At 68.2% G+C, this 22,008-nt stretch carries 23 protein-coding genes and 1 tRNA gene; 13 read left to right on the top strand and 11 right to left on the bottom strand.

Annotation, left to right across the window (positions count from 1 at the left end; genetic code table 11):
* The first annotated feature begins 201 nt into the window (after positions 1 to 201).
* The 4 genes from ABD115_RS05060 (at position 202) to ABD115_RS05045 (ending at position 1,986) form a co-directional block, all read left to right on the top strand.
* Positions 202 to 453: a hypothetical protein gene (locus ABD115_RS05060; protein WP_343958852.1), complete on the top strand. Its 252-nt coding sequence runs from the start codon at positions 202 to 204 to the stop codon at positions 451 to 453.
* Positions 450 to 1,124, top strand: a complete 675-nt coding sequence (locus ABD115_RS05055; RefSeq protein WP_343958850.1) for a DUF998 domain-containing protein — start codon at positions 450 to 452, stop codon at positions 1,122 to 1,124. Before ABD115_RS05060 ends, ABD115_RS05055 begins: the two co-directional genes overlap by 4 nt.
* Before the next feature lie 87 nt (positions 1,125 to 1,211).
* On the top strand, positions 1,212 to 1,667 hold the full coding sequence (locus ABD115_RS05050) for a hypothetical protein (RefSeq protein ID WP_343958848.1): 456 nt from the start codon (positions 1,212 to 1,214) through the stop codon (positions 1,665 to 1,667).
* 133 nt (positions 1,668 to 1,800) lie between these two features.
* The gene (locus ABD115_RS05045; RefSeq protein ID WP_343958845.1) at positions 1,801 to 1,986 is read left to right on the top strand and encodes a hypothetical protein; all 186 of its coding nucleotides are present in this window, start codon (positions 1,801 to 1,803) and stop codon (positions 1,984 to 1,986) included.
* 69 nt (positions 1,987 to 2,055) lie between these two features.
* Here ABD115_RS05045 and ABD115_RS05040 read toward each other — a convergent pair whose 3' ends face one another.
* The 3 genes from ABD115_RS05040 to ABD115_RS05030 form a co-directional block, all read right to left on the bottom strand.
* Positions 2,056 to 2,265 carry a putative quinol monooxygenase gene (locus tag ABD115_RS05040; protein WP_343958843.1) on the bottom strand — a complete coding sequence of 70 codons (210 nt, stop codon included), beginning with the start codon at positions 2,263 to 2,265 and terminating at the stop codon, positions 2,056 to 2,058.
* Position 2,266: 1 nt separating this feature from the next.
* The gene (locus ABD115_RS05035; RefSeq protein WP_343958841.1) at positions 2,267 to 3,355 is read right to left on the bottom strand and encodes a methyltransferase; all 1,089 of its coding nucleotides are present in this window, start codon (positions 3,353 to 3,355) and stop codon (positions 2,267 to 2,269) included.
* A gap of 254 nt (positions 3,356 to 3,609) precedes the next feature.
* Positions 3,610 to 5,103: an SHIRT domain-containing protein gene (locus tag ABD115_RS05030; protein WP_343958838.1), complete on the bottom strand. Its 1,494-nt coding sequence runs from the start codon at positions 5,101 to 5,103 to the stop codon at positions 3,610 to 3,612.
* A gap of 192 nt (positions 5,104 to 5,295) precedes the next feature.
* On the opposite strand from ABD115_RS05030, the gene ABD115_RS05025 reads away from it, so the two are divergent.
* Positions 5,296 to 5,868, top strand: coding sequence for a GNAT family N-acetyltransferase (locus ABD115_RS05025; RefSeq protein WP_343958836.1), 573 nt, complete (start codon positions 5,296 to 5,298; stop codon positions 5,866 to 5,868).
* A 62-nt stretch (positions 5,869 to 5,930) separates the two neighbouring features.
* On the opposite strand, the gene ABD115_RS05020 is transcribed toward ABD115_RS05025, so the two are convergent.
* The 4 genes from ABD115_RS05020 to ABD115_RS05005 form a co-directional block, all read right to left on the bottom strand.
* Complete coding sequence (locus tag ABD115_RS05020; protein ID WP_343958834.1) at positions 5,931 to 8,036, bottom strand: hypothetical protein; 2,106 nt, start codon at positions 8,034 to 8,036, stop codon at positions 5,931 to 5,933.
* 8 nt (positions 8,037 to 8,044) lie between these two features.
* Complete coding sequence (locus tag ABD115_RS05015; protein WP_343958832.1) at positions 8,045 to 9,970, bottom strand: HSP90 family protein; 1,926 nt, start codon at positions 9,968 to 9,970, stop codon at positions 8,045 to 8,047.
* Between the two features lie 110 nt (positions 9,971 to 10,080).
* Positions 10,081 to 10,566, bottom strand: coding sequence for a type III secretion system chaperone family protein (locus ABD115_RS05010; RefSeq protein WP_343958830.1), 486 nt, complete (start codon positions 10,564 to 10,566; stop codon positions 10,081 to 10,083).
* A 170-nt stretch (positions 10,567 to 10,736) separates the two neighbouring features.
* Positions 10,737 to 11,909 carry a calcium:cation antiporter gene (locus ABD115_RS05005; protein ID WP_343958828.1) on the bottom strand — a complete coding sequence of 391 codons (1,173 nt, stop codon included), beginning with the start codon at positions 11,907 to 11,909 and terminating at the stop codon, positions 10,737 to 10,739.
* A 238-nt stretch (positions 11,910 to 12,147) separates the two neighbouring features.
* Here ABD115_RS05005 and ABD115_RS05000 point away from each other — a divergent pair, with 238 nt between their 5' ends.
* A complete protein-coding gene (locus ABD115_RS05000) occupies positions 12,148 to 13,365 on the top strand; it encodes an MFS transporter (protein WP_343958827.1) in 1,218 nt (405 codons plus the stop codon).
* Positions 13,366 to 13,471: 106 nt separating this feature from the next.
* Here ABD115_RS05000 and def read toward each other — a convergent pair whose 3' ends face one another.
* Positions 13,472 to 14,038 (bottom strand): peptide deformylase, encoded by a 567-nt coding sequence (gene def, locus ABD115_RS04995; RefSeq protein WP_343958825.1) that lies wholly within the window; start codon positions 14,036 to 14,038, stop codon positions 13,472 to 13,474.
* Positions 14,039 to 14,101: 63 nt separating this feature from the next.
* Here def and orn point away from each other — a divergent pair, with 63 nt between their 5' ends.
* Complete coding sequence (orn, locus tag ABD115_RS04990) at positions 14,102 to 14,773, top strand: oligoribonuclease (protein ID WP_343958823.1); 672 nt, start codon at positions 14,102 to 14,104, stop codon at positions 14,771 to 14,773.
* A gap of 114 nt (positions 14,774 to 14,887) precedes the next feature.
* On the opposite strand, the gene ABD115_RS04985 is transcribed toward orn, so the two are convergent.
* A complete protein-coding gene (locus ABD115_RS04985) occupies positions 14,888 to 15,313 on the bottom strand; it encodes a DUF1801 domain-containing protein (RefSeq protein WP_343958821.1) in 426 nt (141 codons plus the stop codon).
* A gap of 90 nt (positions 15,314 to 15,403) precedes the next feature.
* Between ABD115_RS04985 and ABD115_RS04980 the strand changes: the two genes are divergently transcribed.
* The 5 genes from ABD115_RS04980 (at position 15,404) to ABD115_RS04960 (ending at position 17,764) form a co-directional block, all read left to right on the top strand.
* Positions 15,404 to 15,479: transfer RNA gene (locus ABD115_RS04980), tRNA-His, on the top strand.
* 255 nt (positions 15,480 to 15,734) lie between these two features.
* Positions 15,735 to 16,454 (top strand): PIG-L deacetylase family protein, encoded by a 720-nt coding sequence (locus ABD115_RS04975; protein ID WP_343958819.1) that lies wholly within the window; start codon positions 15,735 to 15,737, stop codon positions 16,452 to 16,454.
* Positions 16,455 to 16,521: 67 nt separating this feature from the next.
* A complete protein-coding gene (locus tag ABD115_RS04970; protein WP_343958817.1) occupies positions 16,522 to 16,869 on the top strand; it encodes a metallopeptidase family protein in 348 nt (115 codons plus the stop codon).
* A gap of 2 nt (positions 16,870 to 16,871) precedes the next feature.
* The gene (gene clpS / locus ABD115_RS04965) at positions 16,872 to 17,174 is read left to right on the top strand and encodes an ATP-dependent Clp protease adapter ClpS (protein WP_343959849.1); all 303 of its coding nucleotides are present in this window, start codon (positions 16,872 to 16,874) and stop codon (positions 17,172 to 17,174) included.
* On the top strand, positions 17,171 to 17,764 hold the full coding sequence (locus ABD115_RS04960) for a DUF2017 family protein (protein WP_343958815.1): 594 nt from the start codon (positions 17,171 to 17,173) through the stop codon (positions 17,762 to 17,764). Before clpS ends, ABD115_RS04960 begins: the two co-directional genes overlap by 4 nt.
* Positions 17,765 to 17,802: 38 nt before the next feature.
* Here ABD115_RS04960 and dinB read toward each other — a convergent pair whose 3' ends face one another.
* Both dinB and ABD115_RS04950 read right to left on the bottom strand, forming a co-directional pair.
* Positions 17,803 to 19,017 carry a DNA polymerase IV gene (gene dinB / locus ABD115_RS04955; RefSeq protein WP_343958813.1) on the bottom strand — a complete coding sequence of 405 codons (1,215 nt, stop codon included), beginning with the start codon at positions 19,015 to 19,017 and terminating at the stop codon, positions 17,803 to 17,805.
* Between the two features lie 73 nt (positions 19,018 to 19,090).
* Positions 19,091 to 20,059 carry a sugar-binding transcriptional regulator gene (locus ABD115_RS04950; RefSeq protein ID WP_343958811.1) on the bottom strand — a complete coding sequence of 323 codons (969 nt, stop codon included), beginning with the start codon at positions 20,057 to 20,059 and terminating at the stop codon, positions 19,091 to 19,093.
* A 106-nt stretch (positions 20,060 to 20,165) separates the two neighbouring features.
* Between ABD115_RS04950 and ABD115_RS04945 the strand changes: the two genes are divergently transcribed.
* A complete protein-coding gene (locus tag ABD115_RS04945) occupies positions 20,166 to 21,887 on the top strand; it encodes a glycerol-3-phosphate dehydrogenase/oxidase (RefSeq protein WP_343958809.1) in 1,722 nt (573 codons plus the stop codon).
* The last annotated feature ends 121 nt before the right edge of the window (positions 21,888 to 22,008 follow it).

The raw sequence follows: 22,008 nt of genomic DNA, 5'->3' as shown, positions 1-22,008 counted from the left end.
GTTTGCCCCGGTTTCGGGGGCAGAATCGGCCGTTTTTTGGGGGAAACTGACACGGACTTCGCGCTGGGCCGCCTGCGCCCCGGAGGAGGTGCGCGTCGCCGGGCGCTTGGCTGGGCGTCGTCTGTGAACCCGATCGGAGCACTCCCCCTGCCCAGGCCGTGGTCGTATCGTGGGCAGCACTCAACCGGATTGGAGAATGCCATGAAAGATGACACCCGCCGCAGCGACCAGACTGCGCACACCGGCAGCACCCCCGCGAGCGACACCACCGGCAGCACCCACGCGAGCAACGCCACCGGCGCCAGCCCCAATGGCACCATCGACGAGCCGATCATGGACGGTGCGACCGACACTCAGCCGAGCGACGCCGACCCGCGCAAGGGCCAGTCAGACCCGGCCCTTGTTCGTCACCCCGAGAAAGACGACAAGACGACCTCGCCCTACAACCTGTGACGACGCAGCGCGCTGAGACTTCGGGGGCACCAGCCGAGGCGCACGCCCGACGCTGGGCGGGTGCCCTCTGGGTGGCTGCGCCGGTCTGGTATGTGCTGTGCGAGGCCATCGCCGCCGCGAGCTTTCCCGGGTACAGCTACGCGACCTTCTATATCAGCGACCTCGGTGTGCCCGAGCGCGGGCCGTTCGACGGCAGGTTGCTTGACTCCCAGGCCCACGCCGTCATGAATGCGGGCTTCATCGGCGCGGGGCTGCTGTTCTTCCTCGGCATCGTCGCTATCGCCCCACAGCTCGGCCGCGGCGCGAGCCGGTGGCTCTGGCTCGGGTTCGGGCTACTCAACGCGGCCGGCATCGTCTTCGTCGGCCTGGTGCCCGGCTCGCAGACGAACGCCGACAACGGCCTCATGGCGATACACGTCGGCGGTGCGATCGCCGCGATCGCAGGGGGAAACCTCGCCGCGATCTTCGCCGCTCGGGCGCTGCGGCCACTCGGCCTGCCGCGGTGGGTGCTTCGCGCCGGCCCCGTGCTCGGCGCCGTCGGATTCGGCAGCGCGCTGCTGCTCATCGGTCACCTCATTGTGCCAGACGGCGTCTCCGAGCGCGGGGCAGTCTACGCGTTCTTCGCGTGGCAGCTGCTCACCGGAATCGGGCTGCTGCGATCGCGCGGCTGACACCGGCGCTAAAGATGGCCCCTCAGTACCACCCGCGCGGCACCGCGGTGCGATGCGCAGCTCAGCCTGTTCAGCGAGAGTTGAAACATGACGAACACCAACTCACGAACCCGTCGTATCTCCGTGACCATCGCAACCGCGCTTGCCCTGGGGGCCTCGCTTGCCGGCTGCAGCGCGATCGAGCAGATTCAGAAGTCTGCCGCTGATGCCTGGGCGGTAACCTACGAGGTGACCGTCGAGGGGCAGAGCACTGCAACGCTGACCAATGTCTCGTTCCTCGACCAGGCGACCCGCGCAGAGGAGCGCACGACCGTTTCTGCTGACTCGGTCACCGCTACCGCTGGCGAGAATGGCGTCGCCACCTGGTCAGCGAATTCGATCGTCATCGTCGGCGACGAGGCAAAGCTCGAGGCGACTGCCGCCGACGGCGAGCGCGCGACGTGCAAGATTCTGCTCGACGGCAAACGCGCGATCGCCAACGAGACCGGTGAGCCGGGCGGCACCGTGACCTGCTCGGCGACCGCCCCGGCGTTCGACAACTGACGCCCCAAGGGCGCCGCGAGCGCCCCGCCTGGCTGGGGCTCCCCCACGCGGGGGTGCGGCCCGCCACACAGGCGCCGAGATCTCCCCCGAGAAGGGGAAGTGCGCGCGGGGCGCGCGCCGTACCTTGGGTGGCATGAACCAGAACAACAACCCACTCATGAACGCCTCGATGGGCTGGACGGTCGCCGGAATACTCGTCGGTGCCGCGATCGGAGCAGGCATCGGCGCTCTCGCCGGTAGCCTCGCCATCGGCGCCGCGCTCGGGCTTGCGCTCGGCGCCGTCGCGGGCTTTATCATCGGTATGCCTCGACGGCGGTAAGGCCTGAGCGCTCCGCTCACGCCGCGTCGTCGCCCCATGGCCGCGCGAGGGGTCGCCGCTCGCGAACGATCAGCCCTCTGCTGGGAACACCCGGCGCATCTGAATGTAGGTGTCGCGGGCGCGCTGGTGCGCGTCGATCTGGGGCACGAGCCTGGTGAAGTGCTCGGTCGCGCAGTGCGCATCGAGCGCCGCGCGGTCGGGCCACTCCTCGACGAAAATGAAGTGGCCCGGGTCTTCGTGATCTACAAACAGCTCGTACGAGATGTTCAGCGGCTCCAAGCTACGCGACGCGGAGCCGCCAGAGCGAGGTGACCTCGCGGGAGCGCGCGGCGTGCAGCACGTCGTCGGTGTCGGCCGCACGAGCGTGGGTCGGTGAGGTGTCGAGCCGATCCACCACGACAAGCCCCGCGCGCGCGATCGCGTCGAGCAGCATCTCGCGCGTGCGCAGGCCGAGCAGCTCCGCGAGGTCTGAGATGACGAGCCAGCCCTCGCCGCCCTCCACGAGGTGGTCTGGCAGGCCACCAAGGAAGCTCAGCAGCATCTGGCTGCCCGGGTCGTAGATTGCCGCGTCGAGCGAGGTTGCCGCGCTCCCCGGGAGCCACGGCGGGTTGCACACGACGAGCGAAGCCCGACCCTCAGGGAACATGTCGCAGACGCGCGCCTCGGCGACGCCCGAGACGCCCAGGCGCTCGAAGTTCTCGGTCGCGCAGTCGACGGCCCGCTGGTGCAGGTCTGTGCCGACGACGCGGCGCACGCCCCGCCTCGCGAGCACTGCGGCGAGCACGCCGGTGCCGGTGCCGATGTCGAACGCGAGATCGCGCCCGGGCAAGGGCGCTGCGGCCACAAGGTCGACGTACTCGTGGCGCGTCGGCATGAACGTGCCGTAGTGGGGGTGGATCTTGGCCCCAAGGCTCGGAACCTCGACGCCGTTCACATACCACTGGTGGGCGCTCAGCACACCGACGAGCTCTTGCAGGCTGACGACCGCGCGCCGGGCCCCTACCGCGGCCGCCTCGCCGTACGCGAACGCGATCGCGGCGCCAATCTCGGGGGCGCGCGGGAGCGGGATCGTCGCGCTACCCCCGGCCGGCAGGTCGAGGGGAATGAGGATCAGCGAGAGGATCCGCGAGCGCTGGGCGCGCGCCTGCCGAATCCTGTAAAACTCCTCCGCAGTGCCCCCTGCTCCGCCGCCCCGGGCCGCGGGCCTGGAGCCGCGCCGAGCGGGCTTGCCGCGGCGTTTCGTGAGGCGCCGGCCAATCGCGCCGAGCAGCTGTTTCGCACCGTGGTAGTCGCCGAGCCAGAGCATCGCGGTTCCCCGGGAGGCGAGCGAGATCGCCCGATCGGCGGTGAGGGTGTCGTCGACAGCCACGACGGCGGCGGGCGCGGGCCTGGCGTTCGCCGACAGCCAGGCCGCCGACTCGGCCCCGTGCGGGCCGGCCCACGTGACCTCCGCGGGCGCTGGCGAGTGCTCTACGATAGCCGCGCACCCCGTTCAGTGAGTTATTCTCCCCCGGCGCTGCGGCGCAGGCGGCGCGGGGCTGTACGGTGTCTAGCCTACCCGCAGCCCCGCTCCGATCCCGCGCCCGCTATGGCCGCCGCGACCGAGCGGCAACCCGGCTCACGCTAGGACCGCCGCAATCGCGCGGCAACCCCGACCCCCGCGAGGGCGAGGCCTGCGCACAGCATCGCGACGAGCGTGACGATCGCGCCGCTCCCCTCGGTGCCCGATGTCGCAAGCGTGCCGGGCGCGTGCGTTCCGGGGCCCTTCTGGCCGCCCTCCTCGGGAGGCGTGACCGGCACAGTCTTCACGGTGCTGCTCCACGTGCCGGTGAACACGACGTTGGCACCGTCGACCGTGGCGCTCGGCGCGTCCCAGCCGTCGAACACCCAGGTCGTGGTTGTGCGCTTGCCCTGGGCGGTGGTTTCGATCACCACTCGCTCTTTGGCGGGCGGCGCGGCAGCGACCGTCTCGCCCTGCATCGCTGCGGCTGGCGGCGGCAGCAGCTCGGTCACCGCGTCGGGGAGCGCCCCGCCGTCGCGGTCGACGAACTCGTATCGCACGCCGAACTTCGCGTCGGGGTTGACGTGATACGACCAGTAGCCAACGAAGGCGAGATCGCCTCCTGCCGCGGTGGCGCTCGGCGGCTGCCAGCCGTCGAAGAGCCACGTGCCGCGATCGCCGTCTAGCACCATTGTCGACGCTGGCTGCGGCGCGGTGACGGTCTCGCCGTCTTTCACCGAGGTCTGCCTGCGCGGCTGCAGCTCGAGCACGCCCGCAGGCAGTTCCTTGCCCCCTGTCGCAGAGGCAAACGCGTAGTTCGCGTTGTAGGTGTGCACCATTTCGAGCGGCACCGCTGCCGCCGAGTTCGAGGCGAAGTTGATCGGCAGCTGATCGACGAACAGCTCTTTCAGCGTCAGCGAGCCCTTCACATACGGGTTGATCATTGAGAAACTCTCGCCCGGCACGAAATCAGACTGCTGCACGAAGAGCGACCCCTGAGGGGTCGAGAGCAGCAGCTTGGTCGGCTGTGCGGCAGCGGCATCGAGCTCCTTCGTCGTCGTGGGGCTGCCATCGGTGTGTACCGTCGCGAACTTCGCGACGTAGGCGCCGGTTGCCCCGTCGTAGGTGACGCTCTGGCACGTCATCAGTTTCGGGAAGTCGCCTGAGTTCTGCAGCTCGTACTGCTGCTGCAGCGTGTCGCACGACATAAACGCTGGGTCGACTGTCGTGTACGCGGGGTCGACGGTGAAGCCGATCTCGAAGCCCCCGACCACCTCGAACCGCTCCCAGCGCTCCGTAGCTTGATCGTGAGACATTCCCTTGATCATCTGTGTCGCGATGTAGAAGGAACGGGCGAATTCGTAGTTCGACCACACCGTTGCCATGTCGAGCGTGCCCTCGTAGGCGATCTGGTAGGCGGTGTCTGCCGTGTCGCCCTTCGCCGAGTCGAAATAGAGCACGCCGTTCGTCGACTCGATCTCAGCGCCCGTCGCCCTCGTCGCGATCGACACGGTAACGTCAGTTGCCGCCTGAGCCGGCGACGCGACCGATAGGCCGCCGGCGACGAGCAGCGCGGCAACGAGCGTCAGGCCGCTGGCCCGGTGAAGCGTTCGCATGGAGTCTCCCTCATGGGCGGCCTCTGCCGGGCGCCCTCCTGGTGAATAGGTCACACATTTAGAACACGAATGATTTGCAGCGAATATACCCCGGCAATGCATATTTGGCTAGGGTCGACGTGCACTCGCCTGGGCGGCAGCCTCGCAGATGGTCCGCACGAAAACCGCTGCTGACCTGCTAGATTCGGGAGCATGGCAACGATGCACAGTGAACACGCAGCCGCGGGCGGCGCGGTCGCGCGGCGAATGGAGCGCGCCGACTGGGCCTGGGTTCAACGGTGGTTCGAAGACGAAACGCTTGACCGCGAGCTCGGCCCGCTCGACACCGACTGGCTCGAGCACGTGCTCGCAGAGACCGACGGCGTCGAGCTCGTCATCGAGGCGCCGCACCCGGCAACGGGTCTGCCCGCACCGATTGCGCTCGTTGGCGTGGTGTGGGGCGACGCGCCCGCCGCAGGCGCTGTGCCGGGTATCGACGCCAGTGGCGGGTCGGCCGATGCCGGCGGCAACGGTCACGGCATCACCGACCTTGCAATCGACCCGGCGAGGCGCGGCTACGGGCTTGGGCGCAGCGCGATCGATGCGGCGATCGCCTGGCCTGGCCACCCGCCGACGCGATCCTGGGTTGCTTTTGTCGACCGAGACAACAGCGGTGCCCGCGCGTTCTTTGCCGCAATCGGCTGGGCATACGAGGGGCTCGATGGCGAGGGCGACGAGGCCATGCACCGGTTTGCCCACACGCCCGTCGAGGGGCCCGCGGCGTGACGCCCGCGGATCCGCCCCGCTAACGTGCGTGCCCGCAGCGTGAACTCCGCGGATCCGCCCCGCTAGCTTGACAGCCCGGCGACGACGGCCTGAGCGCGCTCGGTCTGACCGGTCTCCTTGAACAGCTTGATGAGCTCCCCCGCCGCGGCGACCCGCTCCTTGCGTTTCTTCGCGGCGGCGAACCCCTCGACCGCCGACTCGAGGCCCCACACGGCAGCATCAGTGTCGCCGCGATCGAGGTGAATCTTGCCCGCGAGCCAGAACGCGTGCGAGGCGTCTGCGAGCAGCCCGAGTCGCGCGAACTCCTCGCCCGCGCGCAGAGCCTCTGCCGCGGCCCTGTCGCTATCGAGCCCGTCTCCGAACGAGCGACCGCGGGTCGCAGCGAGTGACCTCGCGAGGGTATCGCGCAGCGTCGCGCGCTCGGTTGCCCACTCGCGCTGGCGCCGCTCGGCGAGCTCGTCAGTCAGCCCGCCCGCATCGAACTCCGGGTGCGCGTCGAGCGCGGCGGCGGTCGCCCGAATCTGTGTCTCGGCGTCGTTCATTCGGGCCGCGACCGGCGCCCACGCCGCGAGCACAGCGGCGAGCGTGCCCGCGTCTGCCCCGCCCGATCGCAGCAGCGGAAGGGCGCGCGAGAACAGCGCGTGCGCGGCATCCTCGTCGCGATCGAGCGCCGCCGACTGCGCGGCCTCAGCCGCGGCAAGACCCGCGCGCTCGAGCCAGCCCGCGGCCTCGAGCGGGGCGACCGCTGCCGCGTAGTCGCGGGCAGCGGCGGCATACTCCTTCCGCGCCACCGACTCCTCGGCCCGTGCGAGCAGCGCCGAGGTCGCCGATGCGGCGTCGGCAGCTGGCTCAGCGCCCGGCTGGGCATCGCCCGAGGGAGCGGCTTTGTCGGTGAGTTTGCTCCACAGTTTCGCGAGCCCGGAGGGCTTCGGTGCACCGGCAGCGGCCGCAGCACGCTCGTTCAGCGTCTCGCCACCCGCGGCCGGCGCCCCGGCGGCCAGCGCCCCGGCGGGTTGCTCTCCGGCCGCCGCCTCGCCTGAGCCCGCCGCGGCGACGGTCGCCCCGTAGCCGGAGCCGAAACGCAGCGAGGCGCTCGACTGGGTCGCGGCGAGGGCGCGGTCGACAAGCTCGCCGTAGTAGCTCGAGCCCGAGCGGGCGTCGAAGGCGACCGCGTACGCGCGAGCCTGGTCGGCCGCCCATGCATGCAGCTCTGCGACCGATGCGTCGTTGCCGCTCGTGCCAGCACCCCCGATGCCCGGCAGGGTAATGCCACTCGATTGCTCGCCGCTGTCGAGGTTCGCCGACAGCCCGGCGAGGAAGCCAAGCAAGAACCTGAGGTGCGCGAGCGGCGACGGCGGGTCGGTGATGAGCTCGCGGTAGTCGCCGCGCAGCTCTCGAAGAGCGCGCTCGAGCTGGCCGCCGCGCGCGAGCAGCTCGAAGCTCTGACCTCGAGACGATGCGAGGTCGCGATTGCCGACGGTCTCGCTCGCCGCCGCACGGTGGTGGTACTCGAGCGCCGCTTCGGGTTTGCCCAGGCTCAGCGCGGCGAGCGCAGTCGCGTGGAACGTCTTCGCCGGCTCGATGTTGCACTTGCCGTCTTGTGTGGCGCCCAGCGCAAGCGCCTCCTCGAAGCGCCCCTGCTCGATAAAGAAATCGGTCTGGCGGCCAATCACGCAGGCGTGGCAGTCATCGAAGCTGTCGCGCGGGCTCGTGATCCACTGCAGCCGCCGCTCCTCTGCATCGCTCGCGCCCGATTGCCAGGCCCAGGCGAAGCGCGACGCCAACACCGCTGAGGTGCCGCTGCCCTGCAGCTCGAAGCGGCGCTGCATGTCGTCGAGGAATGCCTCGGCCTGCGGCGCGGTGATCTGCGGGTAGTCTGCGAGGTCGCTTGCGACCCACTTGAACTCCCAGAACAGGTTGTGTTCGTCGCTCGCGTCGAACAGCTCCGGGCTCGCATCCCACAGCCTAAGCGCGCGGGCGAACACCACAAACGACTTGGCGCCCTCGCCGCCAAAGGTGTAGGCCTCGACGAGGTCGAGCAGCGCCTCGGGAAGCAACTCTCTGGGGCCGTCGGCCTCGATCTTGCGGGCCGCTGCCTCGGCGGCAGCCGTTCGGGCCGTGCCGTAGGGCATGCGCCTGATGTTGTGGAGTTCTTTGGCGTCAGACATGGCGATCCTCAGGAGTCGGGGTGAGCGGTGTCGGGGCCGGGCCGGCCGGGCGTTGGCGCTGCGAGCGCGGCGTCGAGCAGCACCCCGAGCGAGTCGGACAGCGCGGCCGATTCCGCGGAGCGGAGCCCCTCGCCCGCAAGCATCACGGCAGAAAGATACAGCGAGCGCAGCCCCGCATCAAACACAGCGCCGCTCGGAGCCGCGAGGAGTCGGCGGGCGACCGGCGACCGGTCGTTGAGCACGAGCGTGCGCGTGCGGCCCTGGGCCTCGCCCGCGAAGGAGTCGAGCAGGCCGTCCCAGAGGTCGGGCTTCTCGGAGCGCTCGCGGTCGAGCTCGCGCCTGTGCTCGCCCTCGGAATCACGAAGAAGCACCGCGGGCACCGTCTCGGGCTCGAAGGTGCGCAAGATTGCGTCGCAGTCTTCGTCGGCGAGAATGCCGCGGGCGACGCTCAGCGCGCCAGCGGCCGCCATCTCACGCTCGACTCCTGGCATGCCGAGCACCTGCACGAGGTCTGCCGACGTCAGCTCACGCACGTTCCAACCGGGCCTTGCGGCGAGCTTCGCGAGCAGGTCGGAGTCGTACACGTAGCCGGCGTTCACGACGACAAGACCCTGCGCGCGCGCAACCGCGGCGACCCGCTGGAACGCCTCGGTTGTCGATGTGTAGACGAGTTCACCGAGCTCAGCGACGGCGGCGAGCGTCATCGGCCCGTCGCTCGTCTCGAACGGCAGCACCTCGGAGACGAGCGTAAGCATGTCGGGGTCGGTGAGCGCAATCGCCCGCAAAGCCAGGTGGTGCGTCTGCAGCACCTTCTGCGTGAGCATGCTCGGGCTGCGCAGCGTGTCGAGCGCCCAGCGCTTGATCTGCTCGCCAAGCGCGTCGCGCACGCCGAGCAGAATCTCGTCGTCGTGCAGTTGCTCGCGCGAGGCGGTCGGCGAGAGCGTGTCGCTGTCGATGACCGCGCGCACGAAAAACGCCCACTCGGGCAGCACCTTCTCGGTGCGAGCGCTCAGCAGCATGCGCTTCATGTAGACGCGGTGCTGGCCCGAGCCCGGGGTCACGGCCTGCGGCAGAATGAACGCGACGCCGGTGACGCCGGCCACCGGCAGGTTCAGGTCGATGTGCCCGAGCGGGGTGAACCCGAAGGTGCGTTCGCAGTAGTCGGTGAGCGCCCGGGAGCGAGCGGATCCGCTTGGCTGCTCGACCAACCAGGGCAGCTCGGGCTCAGTGACGCGGCGCCACGTGTGAGCTTCGTTCACGGCGTCGCGGGCACCACCGGCGTCGCCCCCGCCCGTCGCCGCGCCGCCCGACCCGGCGCCGCCCTCGATAGGCACGCTGACGGCGACATCGAACGGCAGCAGCGACCCGTACTCGCGGGCGAGACTGAGCACCGTGTCGTTCGCGAGCCAGTGCGCGGTGTCGCGCCGCGCCGTGAGACGCACGGTCGTGCCAATGGGGATCTCGGCGCCAGCCTCTGGTAGCTCGGTCACATCGAACGTGCCGTCAGCGCGCCCCTGCCACCTGATCGCTGTCGCGTCGACTTTCACGGAACGCGAGGTGAATTCGATCTGCTCGGCGACCATGAACGCCGCGAGCATACCGATGCCGAACTGACCGATGAACTCAGCCCTGCCTGTTCCCAGCGCCTGGTCACGCTTCGAGGAGCGCCCGATCGTTGCGAGCAACTCGGTCGCCTCGTCGGCGGTGAGCCCGATACCGGTGTCAGACACCTCAAGGGTGGCCGCCCCGGCGGCATCGGTTGACGTGCGCAACCGAATCTGCACCGGCGCGGCCGGATCGAGCGCGGCCCGCGCGGTGACCGCGTCGACGGCGTTCTGAATCAGCTCACGCAGGTACACCTGCGGCCCGGAGTACAGGTGCCTGGAGAGCAGGTCGACCATTCCGGTGAGGTCAACTTGGAAGCGTTCGGACACAGTATTCCTTGCGATGCGGTGAGCGGCCTTGGAGGCGGGATTGCGTGGTGGTTTCGTTGCGCGATTGCGTGCGAGGCCGGTGGGCTACGCACGCAATCGCGGTTGGCAGGTTACTCCTGCGGCTTCGCCTTCTCCCACGCCTCGGGGAAGATCTCGTTGAGCTTCTCGAACGCCGACATGCTCGTGTTCACGACGCAGAGCAGATGCTGCGAGAGCTGCTCGTCGGTCAGACCGTGTTCGTAGTCAACGTTGAGCTCGGCGTTGACTCGAACGTTGCCCGAGTCGTCGCGCGCGACGTACATCTTCGGCCAGAGCTTTTCGCGGTTCCAGTCGTTCACCGACTCGAGCGCCTTGAGGTAGTCGGCCTCGGCGAGCTCACCGCGCCAGAAGCCGCGCACGCACAGCAGCTCATCGTTCTCACCGTTCACGAAGAAGTAGAACGAGCCGTACTCCCAACCGCCGCCGATATCGCCGTCGGAGTCAACGTTGTACGACCAGCCGGCCTGCTCGAGAGCGTGCTTAATACGGTCTTTCGAGAGCGGCTTCAGCGCGCCCCCGGCTGCGGGGACGGGGGCGTCCTTCGTGAAAAAACCCATGCTTCGCATTCCTTTCGGGTCGGGTCTTCCAGTTTAGGGAGTATTCGCCCCGAGCATGCAGCCCCGCGAAATTCTCCGCAGATTCTCCGGAGGAAGCCAGCGGAGGGCTCGGCGTCTCGGCCGCGCAGCGTCTCGGCCGCTCGGCCGCTCGGCCACGCCGCGCGCGCCTCCTACTGGAACACGGTGAGCCCGTACAGCACGAAGACGAACAGGTGCGCGGCCCCGTGCATCGCGGTGACGCGGCGCCCGGTGAACGTCGTCATCGTGAGCAGCAGCGAGACAGCGAGGAGCACGAGGTTCGTCGGCCCCTCGCCGAGCGTCACTGTCTGCCCGGTGAGCAGCCCGATCGTGAGCACCGCGGGGATCGTGAGCCCAACGGTCGACACGAGTGCGCCGTGGCAGAGATTGCTCACGCGCTGAATCTCGCCGGCGAGCGCCGCGCGGATCGCGGTGATCGTCTCGGGCAGGAACACGATCATGGCGATGAGGATCCCCGACAGGGCGACCGGGGCCCCGAGCCGGTCGAGGCCGTCGTCGAGCAGCGACGCCATGTCGTGCGAGAGCAGCACAATCGGCACGACCATGGCGACGAGCAGCAGTGAGCGGCCGATGAGCTCGGGCCGGTGGTGAGCGAGCGCATCGGCCAGTCGACTGGTGGGCTCAGCTGCGGTCGCGGATCCGCCCCCACCGCGCACCACGGTGACCTCCGCATCACCGGTCGCAACTTCTTGGAAGTCGGCACGCTGGGCGCCCATTTGGCGCGCGAGGAAGAACGCGTAGAGCACGACCGTGAGCGCGACGATCGGGATCGCCTGGGCGCTCGTATACGACCCCGCGGTGCCGATGAGCGCAGGCAACGCGAACGCCACGGTCACAAGCACCACAAGCAGCGAAAGGTAGGCAGACACGCCGGTCTTATTTGGCCGCAGATTGCTGTGCTTGAGGCCACCGACGAGCAACGAAACGCCGACAACGAGGTTCAAGATGATCATCGACACTGCCATCACGGAGTCGCGCGCGATCGTCGCGTGCTCCCCAGGGCCGAGCATGACGGCCGAGATGAGGATCACCTCGATGAGCACGATCGACAGCGTGAGCACGAGTGTGCCGTAGGGGTCGCCAAGCTTCTCGGCGAGGTGCTCGGCCTCCGTCACGACGCCCGAGGCCGCCGCGAGGATCACCGCGACGATGAGCCCGAGCACGGTGAAGAGCACCGGCGTCGACAGGTCGCCCTCGAGGGCCTTGCCGCCGAGCACAAGCGCGACAACGCTCCCCCAGGCGAGCACAAGCTTCGCGATCGCTGTGGGTGTCAGCACGGTCTTCAGTACGGAAGTGGTGGGCATATTCGCGCCTCCCCTTTGCGCGGGGCCGTCCCCACTCAGCACACAGCCGCAGGGTCGTCCCTGCGGCACTGTCGCTCACTAGCTTAGCCAAAAACTGCCGACCTGGCATGGTGCCCCGAAGCCGCGGGCGATCGCGGGCGATCGCGGGCGATCGCGGGGCGCGGGGCGCGGTCGATCGCGGGGGTCGCGGGCGATCGCGGGCGATCGCGGTCGATCGCGGGCGAGATAGACTCGTTCGGTGCCCAAACTACCCGCCAATCAGCCGAAACAGGCGCGGCTCCCCTTCGAGGTTTGGGCCCTGGTAGCGGGTGGTTTCACGGTCGCACTCGGCTACGGCGTTGTCGCACCGGCCATCCCGCAGTTCGCGCTCGAGTTTGAGGTGAGCACGTTTGCAGCCTCGGCGATTGTGAGCGCCTTCGCGCTCATGCGTCTCGTTGGCGCCCCCCTGGCTGGCTGGGTTGTGAACCGCTTCGGGGAGCGTTTCACCTACACGACGGGGCTGCTCGTCGTCGCCGCTTCAACCGGCGCGGCCGCGTTCGCAATGAACTACCCTCAGTTTCTCGTTCTGCGCGGGCTCGGCGGGCTCGGGTCTGCGATGTTCACGATCGCCGCAACCGCGCTGCTCGTCGAGGCGAGCCCGCCGCAGGGCCGCGCGCGCGTCGCGAGCATCAACGCAGCAAGCTTTCTATTCGGCGGGCTACTCGGCCCCGTGCTCGGCGGCATCGTCGCGGGGTTCGGCATTCGCGCCCCGTTTGTCTTCTACTTTTTCACCCTCGTCGCCGCCGTGATCGTCGTGACGATCGCGCTTCGCAGCAAGCACGCGCGGCCCCAGGGTGCGCGCGGGTCGCAGGGCCAGGGAGACGAGCTCGGGCTCCGCGAGGCGCTCCGGCTGCCAACATACCGCTCGCTGCTGGTGTCGGCGTTCGCGTTTGGGTGGACGTCTTTCGGGGTGCGCGTCTCGCTGATTCCCATCTTCGTCGCGGTCGTGTTTGCTGGCGACGCCACCACGGCCGCGTGGGTGCTCGCCGCCTACGCCGCGGGCAACGCGCTCTTCATCTTCCCGGCCGGTAGATGGAGCGACACGTTCGGCAGGGCGCCGCTGCTCATCACGGGGCTCAGCGTGCTCGCCGCCGCGTTCCTCGCGTTCCCTTTCTCGGGCTCGCTGTGGATCGCAATGGGGGTCACCGCCGTGGCCGGTATCGGATCGGCCCTCGCGAACCCCGGCCACCAAGCCGTGCTCGCCGATGTGCTCGGCCAGCGTCGCGGCGGGCAGGTTGTCTCCAGCTATTCGATGGCGTCAGACCTCGGCGGTGTGCTCGGCCCGCTGATCGCGGGGGCAATCGTCGACGTCGCGGGGTTCGGCTGGGCCTTCGGGCTCACCGCAGCGCTCCTCACGGTGGCGGCGCTCGGCTGGGTCGTGACCGCGAAACCAACGGCCGCGCTCAGCAAGCCGTAGCGGTCGCTAGCTGCGCCGCTGTCGGCCGTTAGCTGCGCCGCTGTCGGCCGCTAGCTGCGCCGCTGTCGGCCGATTGCTGCGCCGCTGTCGGCCGATTGCCCCGCCGCTACTCGCCCTCGAGATCGTCGACGCCCGGCAGCCAGCTCAGCCCGGGCACGCCCCAGCCGCGCTTGCGCTGAATCTTCTGCGCCGCGCGATTCTCGGGGTGCACGAGCCGGTCGACGTAGAGCAACCCGTTGAGGTGGTCGTACTCGTGCTGCATGATGCGCGCGAACCAGCCGCTCGCCTCGACCTCGAACGGCTTGCCGTCGATGTCTTGCGCGCGCAAGAGCGCCCGCGGCGAGCGGCGCAGCGCGAAGCGCTCGCCAGGGAAGGAGAGGCAGCCCTCGACCTCGTCTTCCTCTGGCAGGCCAGGCTCGAGCGGCGCGATCCACAGCTCGGGGTTGATCGCCACGCCCTCTGCCGGCGCCTCATCCTGATCCTCATACATCCACACAAAGATGCGCTGCCCAACGCCCACCTGCGGGGCCGCGAGGCCCACGCCGGGGGCCGCGACTGTCGTCTCGAACATGTTGTCGACGAGCGTGCGCAGCTGAGCGTCGAACTCGGTCACGGGTGCGGCCGGGCGGTGCAGCACGGGCTCGCCGCAGATGGTGATTGGGAGAATAGCCATGACCGCAAGCCTACCGGCGCGGGTAGACTTGCTTCGACCGCGCCCCCACTCAAAGGAGTCACCTTGTCGAATGCCCCCGCAGAACAGATCGTCTGGATCGACTGCGAAATGACCGGGCTCGACACCGACACCGACGGGCTGTGCGAGATCGCGGTTATCGTCACCGATTTCGAGCTGCAGCCGCTCGACGCCGGCTTCGACATCGTCATCAACCCGGGCGAGGCAGCCCTCGCCCAGATGAACGATTTCGTGCGCAACATGCACGAGACCTCTGGCCTGCTCCCCCGCATCGAGGCGGGCGTCACCGTTGCCGACGCCGAGGCTCAGGTCATTGAGTACGTCAACCGGTTTGTGCCGGCGGGCCGGCGCCCGCTCGTCGCAGGCAACACCATCGGCATGGATCGCCGCTTCATCGCGAAGTACATGCCCACGCTCGAGGAGCGCCTGCACTACCGTTCGATCGACGTGTCGACCATCAAGGAGCTCTCGCGCCGGTGGTACTCGAGCGCCTACTACGCTGCCCCTGCAAAGCGTGGCGGGCACCGGGCGCTCGCTGACATCGCCGAGTCGATTCAGGAGCTCGCTTATTTTCGGGGCACGGTGCTCGTCGACGGCTCAGGCCCAGACTCGAAGGCATCGAAGCGGGTTGCGGGCACCGTGTCAGAGCAGTACGCGTCGCTCATCGACGCCGAGCCTGGTGACTCAGTCGCGACGGGAGCGCCTGCGGCGAAGTAGGCGCTAACCGGCGGGCGTCCGAGCGGGCGCGGCCGTCCGAGCGGGCGCGGCCGTCCGAGCGGGCGCGGCCGTCCGAGCGGGCGCGGCGGGGGCATACCGCGCAACCCGAGCCAATCAGGCTGGCTCAGGGTCGTCTCGGCGCGCCGCTGCGATGCCGATGAGCTTGCGCAACACCGCGAGGTCAATGTCTTCGAGCTTGCGCACGTACACGCACCCGGCGCCCTCGGTGTACTTGCCGAGCCGCGGCAGCAGCGCCGCCCCCTCGGGCAGGTCTTTCAGCCCGTAGAGCGAGAGCTGCGTCTTGCGCGGCGAAAAGCCCGTCTTCGGCCAGTCGCCTCGCGTGCGCGGGTTTGCAGGCGAAATGTAGCGGTAGCTGCCGTACCCGATCATGCTCGGGCCCCACAGCACGGGAGCCTCACCGGTTTCTTCGCTGAAGATCTGGGCGAGTGCCAGCCCGTCTTCGCGCCGCTTAGCGGGTGCAACGGCATCGAGAAAGCCAGCGACGTCGGCGTCGGTTGGCTTGGTTTTTATTTCAGACACGCCATGATTGTCGCACGCGAATTGGCAACGCGCACGGGGTTGGGATATGCTGGTCAGGTTGCCAGGTGAGCTTGCTCGCCCGGTCGCATGGTGGCTATAGCTCAGTCGGTAGAGCACCGGCTTGTGGTGCCGGTGGTCGCGGGTTCAAGTCCCGTTAGCCACCCCAAGTGACCTGTGCCCCGGTTTTCGAACCGGGGCACAGGTCTTTTGTCGCATGCGGGGTCTGCGAGTTGCGCCCCCGTCGGGTTTCTGCAGTAGCTAGGCACCGAGCCGGGGGCTTCGTTCCATCTATGGCAGATTACCCCCTGGAGCGCAGTCCGAGCCACCAGCGAGCCGAGAGCACAGACCGAGCCACCAGCGAGCCCCGAGCGCACCTGTTGGCGCGCTAGAGCCCACGCTCGTTCGCGGCTAGGCTCGGGGCATGACGACTCTCGCCCTCTTCGACCCGGCAGATATTCAGCGCGTGCTCTGCATCGTGGCGCACCCCGACGACATGGAGTACGGCGCATCGGCCGCGGTCGCAGAATGGACCGCGCGCGGCATCGAGGTCTCGTACCTGCTGCTCACCGCTGGCGAGGCCGGCATTCGCGATCGCTCCCCCGTCGAGGTCGGCCCGATGCGATCAGAGGAGCAGCGGGAGGCCTGTGAGATTGTCGGCGTCTCCCGGCTCACCATTCTCGACATGCCAGACGGGCTCATCGAGCATTCCATCGAGACGCGCCGCCGCATCGCGCACGAGATTCGGGAGGCACGGCCCGATGCGATTTTCACGATGACATGGGATCTTGAGGCCGGTTGGGGGCTCAACCACGCCGACCACCGGGCTACCGGGCTCGCAGTCGTCGACGCGATACGCGACGCCGACAACCCCTGGCTGTTCCCCGAGCAGCTCACGAGCGGCCTGACGGCGTGGAAGACCACCTGGCTGCTCGCGACCGCGCACCGCCCCGATCACGCGATCGAGGTCTCGGAGGAGTCGCTCGAGCGCGGAATTGCCTCGCTCGCGGCCCACCGCGAATACCTCGCGGCACTCACCGACCACCCGACCCCGCACGACCTCGTGACCGGGGTGCTCACGGCTGGCGGCGAGCAGGCGGGCGTGCCCTACGCCCTGCCGGTGCACGCGTACCGCATGGGCTAGCGGCGGCCGCGCAACAGACTGACAACTTCTTGCGGCGCGGATCGCTGAGAACGGCTAGGGTGAAGACATGCTCGATGTGTCCCGCGATGAGTTCGAGGCGCTGGTCTCGGACGGCCTCGACACGCTTCCCGACGAAATGCTCGATCAGCTCGACAACGTCATCTTTCTCGTCGAAGACGCGCCGGAAGACGGCGCAGACACCCTCGGCCTCTACGAGGGGTTTTCGCTCGCCGAGCGAGAATCTTACGGGTTCGGCGAAGAACCAGACCGCATCACGCTGTTTCGGCTGAACCTGCTCGCCCACTGCGCCGATCACGACGAGCTCGTCAGCGAGATTCGAGTCACCCTCGTGCACGAGGTCGCCCACTTCCTCGGTCTCACCGAGGAGCGAATTCACGAGCTGGGGTGGGGATAGTGATCGACCGGGCCCCCGGAGTCGAGCGCACGCCGCACGACGAGGGCGCCGTCGCGGTCGCCCCGTCGCAGCCCTGGCGCACAATCGTCTGGGACGATCCGGTCAACCTGATGTCATACGTCAGCTACGTGTTTCGCTCGCATTTCGGGTTTTCCACGGAGCGCGCCGAGGAGCTGATGCTGCGCGTGCACAGCGTCGGCCGGGCCGTCGTCGCCGAGGGCTCCCGCGAGGCGATGGAAATGCACGTCGAGGCGATGCACGAATACGGTCTCTGGGCCACAGCTGAGCAGGAGGGCGCGTCGTGAGGCTGCAGCAGGGCGACAGCGGTGTGGCGATTCTCTTCGCCTCAGACGAGGCGGGGGTGCTGCAGCAGCTCGTACACCAGCTCGTGATGCTGCTCGAGAGCCACAGCTCCGTGCCCCGAGACCCAGACCCGCTGTTCGCGCGCCTGGAGATCGGCGGAGGCGAAGAGGCCCCGACAGACCCCGCGCTCGCGCGGCTCTTCCCCGATGCCTTTGCCGACAGCGACGACGCAGCGAGCTTTCGCCGGGTTACCGAGCAGGGCCTCGTGAACCGGAAGCTGCAAGACGCCGAGCAGGTCATGGCAGATCTGCGCGCCCCGGGCTCGGCGCCTCGCCGAACCGGCGATGATGAGCCGACCGCAGACGGCCCGACGACCGCGGTGACGATTACCCCAGACTCGTTTCTTGCCTGGGCTCGCACCGTGACGGCGCTGAGGCTGGCGATGGCGGCCCGCATCGGCCTCGAACGCGAGGCAGACTACGATCGGCTCATCGACGACCCAGCCACGCGCGGCACGGTGCTTGTCTACGACTGGCTCGCGGCGCTCCTCGACGCCGTGCTCGCCCTCAGCAACGTGCGCACCGAGGAGTAGCCTGCCGCGGCCCAGGCGAGAACGCTGCGCGCGCGAACCTAGCCCGGGTCTTGCAGCGACCGGTGATCCACCACGTCGCGACGCCCACCCAGCAGCCGCGCCGATGTCAGACCCGCCGCCCCGAAGCGGCCGCGCACTTCGTCGACCGCCGAATCGAGCGCCCGCCACTGCTCGTCGTCGTCCCAGAGCGCTTGCCCCTCGCTCCCTGCTGGCAGCAGCTGTTCGGCTCGCACGCCGATCAGCCGAACGGGCCGCACGAGCCTGCCCCCTGGCGAAAGCGCAGCGAACAGCTCTCGCGCGGTGCGATAGACGCGCTGCGTCGCGTTGGTTGGCTCGGGCAGCGTGCGCGAGCGTGTGACGGTCTCAAACGTGTCCCAGCGCACCTTAATCGCGATGGTTCTCGCCTCGAGCCCGGCGTCTCGCAGTCTCTCTGAGGTGCGCGTCGCGAGCCGCAGCAGCTCGCGCTCGAGCTCCTCCGTGTCGCTAACGTCGACGGCAAACGTCTCTTCGTGGCCGATGCTTTTCTCGACCCGTGTGGTTTCGACTTCGCGGGTGTCACGACCGTTGGCGAGTTCGTGCAGTCGCTCCGCGCTCGCGTTGCCGACGAGGCTCCGCAGTGAGGCGAGCGGCTCGCGCGCGAGGTCGCCGATGGTGTGGATCGCGCGGGTCTTCAGGGCACGCTCGGTCGCGGCCCCGACTCCCCACATAGCCTGAATGGGCAGCGGGTGAAGAAACTCCAGCGTTCTCGCCGGCGGAATCTCGAGAATGCCCTCGGGCTTGGCGCGCTGCGAGGCAAGCTTCGCGACGAACTTCGTGCCGGCGAGGCCGACAGACAGCGGCAGCCCCGTCTCCGTGAAAACGCGATCTTTGATCTGCCTTGCGATCTCGATCGGCTCACCAAAAATGCCGACGGAACCCGCGACGTCGAGAAACGCTTCGTCAATGCTCAACGGTTCGACGAGCGGTGTGAACTCGCGAAAGATCGCCATGACGCGGCGTGAGGCAACTCGATATTTCTCGAACACCGGTGTTACGAAGATGATCTGCGGGCAGAGTTGTCTGGCTCGGCCGACAGGCATGGCCGAGCGTACACCGAACTTTCGCGCCTCGTAGCTCGCGCTCGAGATCACCGAACGACCCGTGTCGTGCGCGGCCGCGACGGGCAACCCGCGCAGCTCGGGTCGATCGAGCAGCTCGACGGAAACGAAGAACGCATCCATGTCGACGTGCAGCATCGATGCTGTAGCTCTCACTCCTGTTCCCACCCCTCAATCACACCACACACCGCTGACAGTGCGCCTGCTGGTGCGTGACCGGGCTGGGCCACTACTCCCCCGCGGCGAGCACCAGCCGGGCGAGCGGCTCATCGACGACGAGGTCGGTGATGAGCCCCGCGGCGAGCGCGCCGCGAAGGCTGTCGCGCTTGGTAGCGCCAGATACCACGCAGATGCGCTGGGGCGCCCGTCGCACAATGTCGAACGATGGCCCGCTCGAGCGGTCGTTGATGGGAATGCCCGCCGTCGTGCCGTCGAGCCGGTAGAACCTGCTGGCGCAATCGCCGACGACGCCCTCGCCCGCCAGCTGACCGAGGTCGTCTGCCCCGAGGTAGCCGCCGGAGTAGATGTGGGAACGCGGGTCGCCGATGCGCGAACCGAGGCCGAAGATAAACAGGTTGGCGGCCGCCTGCATGTCGAGCACCCGCGCGATGGAGCGCTCGCGCCACAGCGCCTCGCGCGTCGCGGGGTCGTCGAAGATCGCCGGCACGGCGAGCTGAAACACCTCTGCCGAGAGCCGCTCCGCGAAGCCCCCAAGCAGCTCAGTCGTGTACTGCAGCCCGGTGGAGTACACGTTTGCGGCGCCATTCATTTGCACGAGCTGCACGCCCTGCTTCGTTGTGCCCGGAAGATGTTTGGTGACCGCGGCCATCGTTGACCCCCACGCGAGCCCAACGATGGAGCGAGGCTTGACCATCGCGGTAATAATGTGGGCCGCCGCCTGGGCTGTGCGCTCGAGCTGTTCTGCCTCAGAGAGCTTGCCCGGAACGGGAACGACGTGCGCCGCGACCCCAAAGCGCTCTGCGAAGCGCTGCTCGACACGCGAGCGCGCCTCCTGCGGCGAATGAATGCGAATCTCGACGAGCCCGGATTCGCGGGCATAGCTCAGCAGCCGAGACACCGAGGAGCGCGACACCCCCAGTTCGCTTGCGATGGCCTCCATCGTGAAATCCTGTCGGTAGTACAGGTGTGCCGCCGCGAGCGCCTCGCGCATTTTCACACTTTTCCGACCTGCCGCCATGTTTCGCTCCTCAGTTCACTGCAAGTTTTGCACATATGTGCAAGAGCTTTGCAATTCAGTGCACCGAACGAGCAAGCTTGGGTCACAACCCGAGAGAGGCTCCGTTATGCATGTGCGTCACGAATCACCCCGACCGAGCATCGCGCGGCTGCGCGAGCGGCCGAACGCTGACGTACTGATCATCGGAGCAGGCATTAACGGCATCGCTACGTTCCGCGATCTCGCGCTCCAGGGCGTTGACGTTGCGCTTGTGGAGCGCGGTGACTTTGTCTCCGGCGCCTCGTCTGCGTCGAGCCACATGATTCACGGCGGCATTCGCTACCTCGAGAACGGTGAGTTTCGGCTCGTGCAGGAGTCGGTGACCGAGCGCAACCGGCTGCTGCGCACCGCACCCCACTACGTGCGCCCGCTCGAGACGACTATTCCGATCTTCTCGACTTTCTCGGGCATCCTCTCGGCGCCGTTTCGGCTGCTCGTCACCCACGGCCGCGGCAAGCCCCGCGAGCGCGGCGCCGCGCTCATCAAGATGGGCCTGATGATGTACGACACGTTCTCGCGCGACGGCGGCCAGGTGCCAAGGCACCGCTTCCTCGGCAGGAAGAAGTCGCTCGCCGAGCTGCCCACGATGAACTCCGACATCAAGTACACGGCGACGTATTACGACGCATCGATGCACGACCCCGAGCGGCTCGCGCTCGACGTGCTGCACGACGGCGAGCTCGCCGGCGACGACAGCGCCCGCGCCGCGAACTACCTCGGCGCCGTCGGCATGAGCGACGGCAAGGTGACGCTGCGCGACGAACTTACCGGCGAGACCTTTGATTTCGGCGCGAAGGTCGTGCTCAACACGAGTGGCCCGTGGACAGACATCACGAACTCCGCCCTCGGCGAGCACACCGAGTACATGGGCGGCACCAAGGGCTCGCACATTGTTCTCGACCACCCCGAGCTGCTCGCGGCGACCGCCGGCCGCGAGATCTTCTTCGAACACTCCGACGGCCGCATCGTGCTCATCTACCCGCTCAAGGGCCGCGTGCTCGTCGGCACCACCGACATCGACGCCGACCCGGCGAAGCCTGTCGTCTGCACAGACGACGAGGTCGAGTACTTCTTCGACCTCATCGGCCAGGTCTTCCCCACGCTCACGGTTGATCGCAGCCACATCGTATATTCGTTCTCGGGGATCCGCCCGCTGCCGCATCACGATGACACCGCGCCGGGGTTCGTGTCGCGCGACTACCGCATCGTCGAATCGAACTCGCTCGGCACCCCCGTGCTCAGCCTGGTCGGCGGCAAGTGGACGACGTTTCGCGCGCTCGCCGAGCACCTTGCGAACGACACGCTCGCGCTGCTCGGCAGGGAGCGCAAGGTGACAACCGAAACGCTCAAGATCGGCGGCGGAGCAGGGTATCCAACCGATCGCAACGCGCGCGTTCGCTGGCTGACCGAGCAGGCCGACGGCCGCGATCAGGGCCGCGTGGAGCAATTGCTCGAGCGCTACGGCACGCGTGCGACCGAGGTTATTCAGGCCACGCCCGAGCAGGATCCCGAGCTCACAGACCTCCCCGGCTACACGGCTGCCGAGCTTGCACACCTCGCCGAAACCGAACAGGTCGTGCACCTCGATGATTTGCTGCTACGACGCACCTCGATCGCCTTTGTCGGCGGGCTCACCGACGCCCGCGTTCGTGCCGCAGCAGGCGCCGTCGCGCCGGTGCTCGGCTGGGACGAGGCACAACAGACTACGGAAATTGAGCGGTTCATCGCGCTGCTGCGCGATGCCCACCGCATCGATACAGCAAAGGGGGGAGCGTTTATCGCCGGCTGAGTGGTGGCCGGCATCCGTTGATGCCGTAAGTGTGCATCGACGCCCGTTGTTTACCGTAGGCGCGTAGACTCGCGCTTCCACACACCATCGATTTCCGACCGGAACGATGGTTCTTTGAAAG

The sequence above is a fragment of the Leucobacter albus genome (assembly GCF_039528015.1).
GTDB classification, from domain to species: domain Bacteria; phylum Actinomycetota; class Actinomycetes; order Actinomycetales; family Microbacteriaceae; genus Leucobacter; species Leucobacter albus.
The sequence above is the reverse complement of the archived record's forward strand: the minus strand, read 5'-3'. Positions and strand labels throughout refer to the sequence as shown.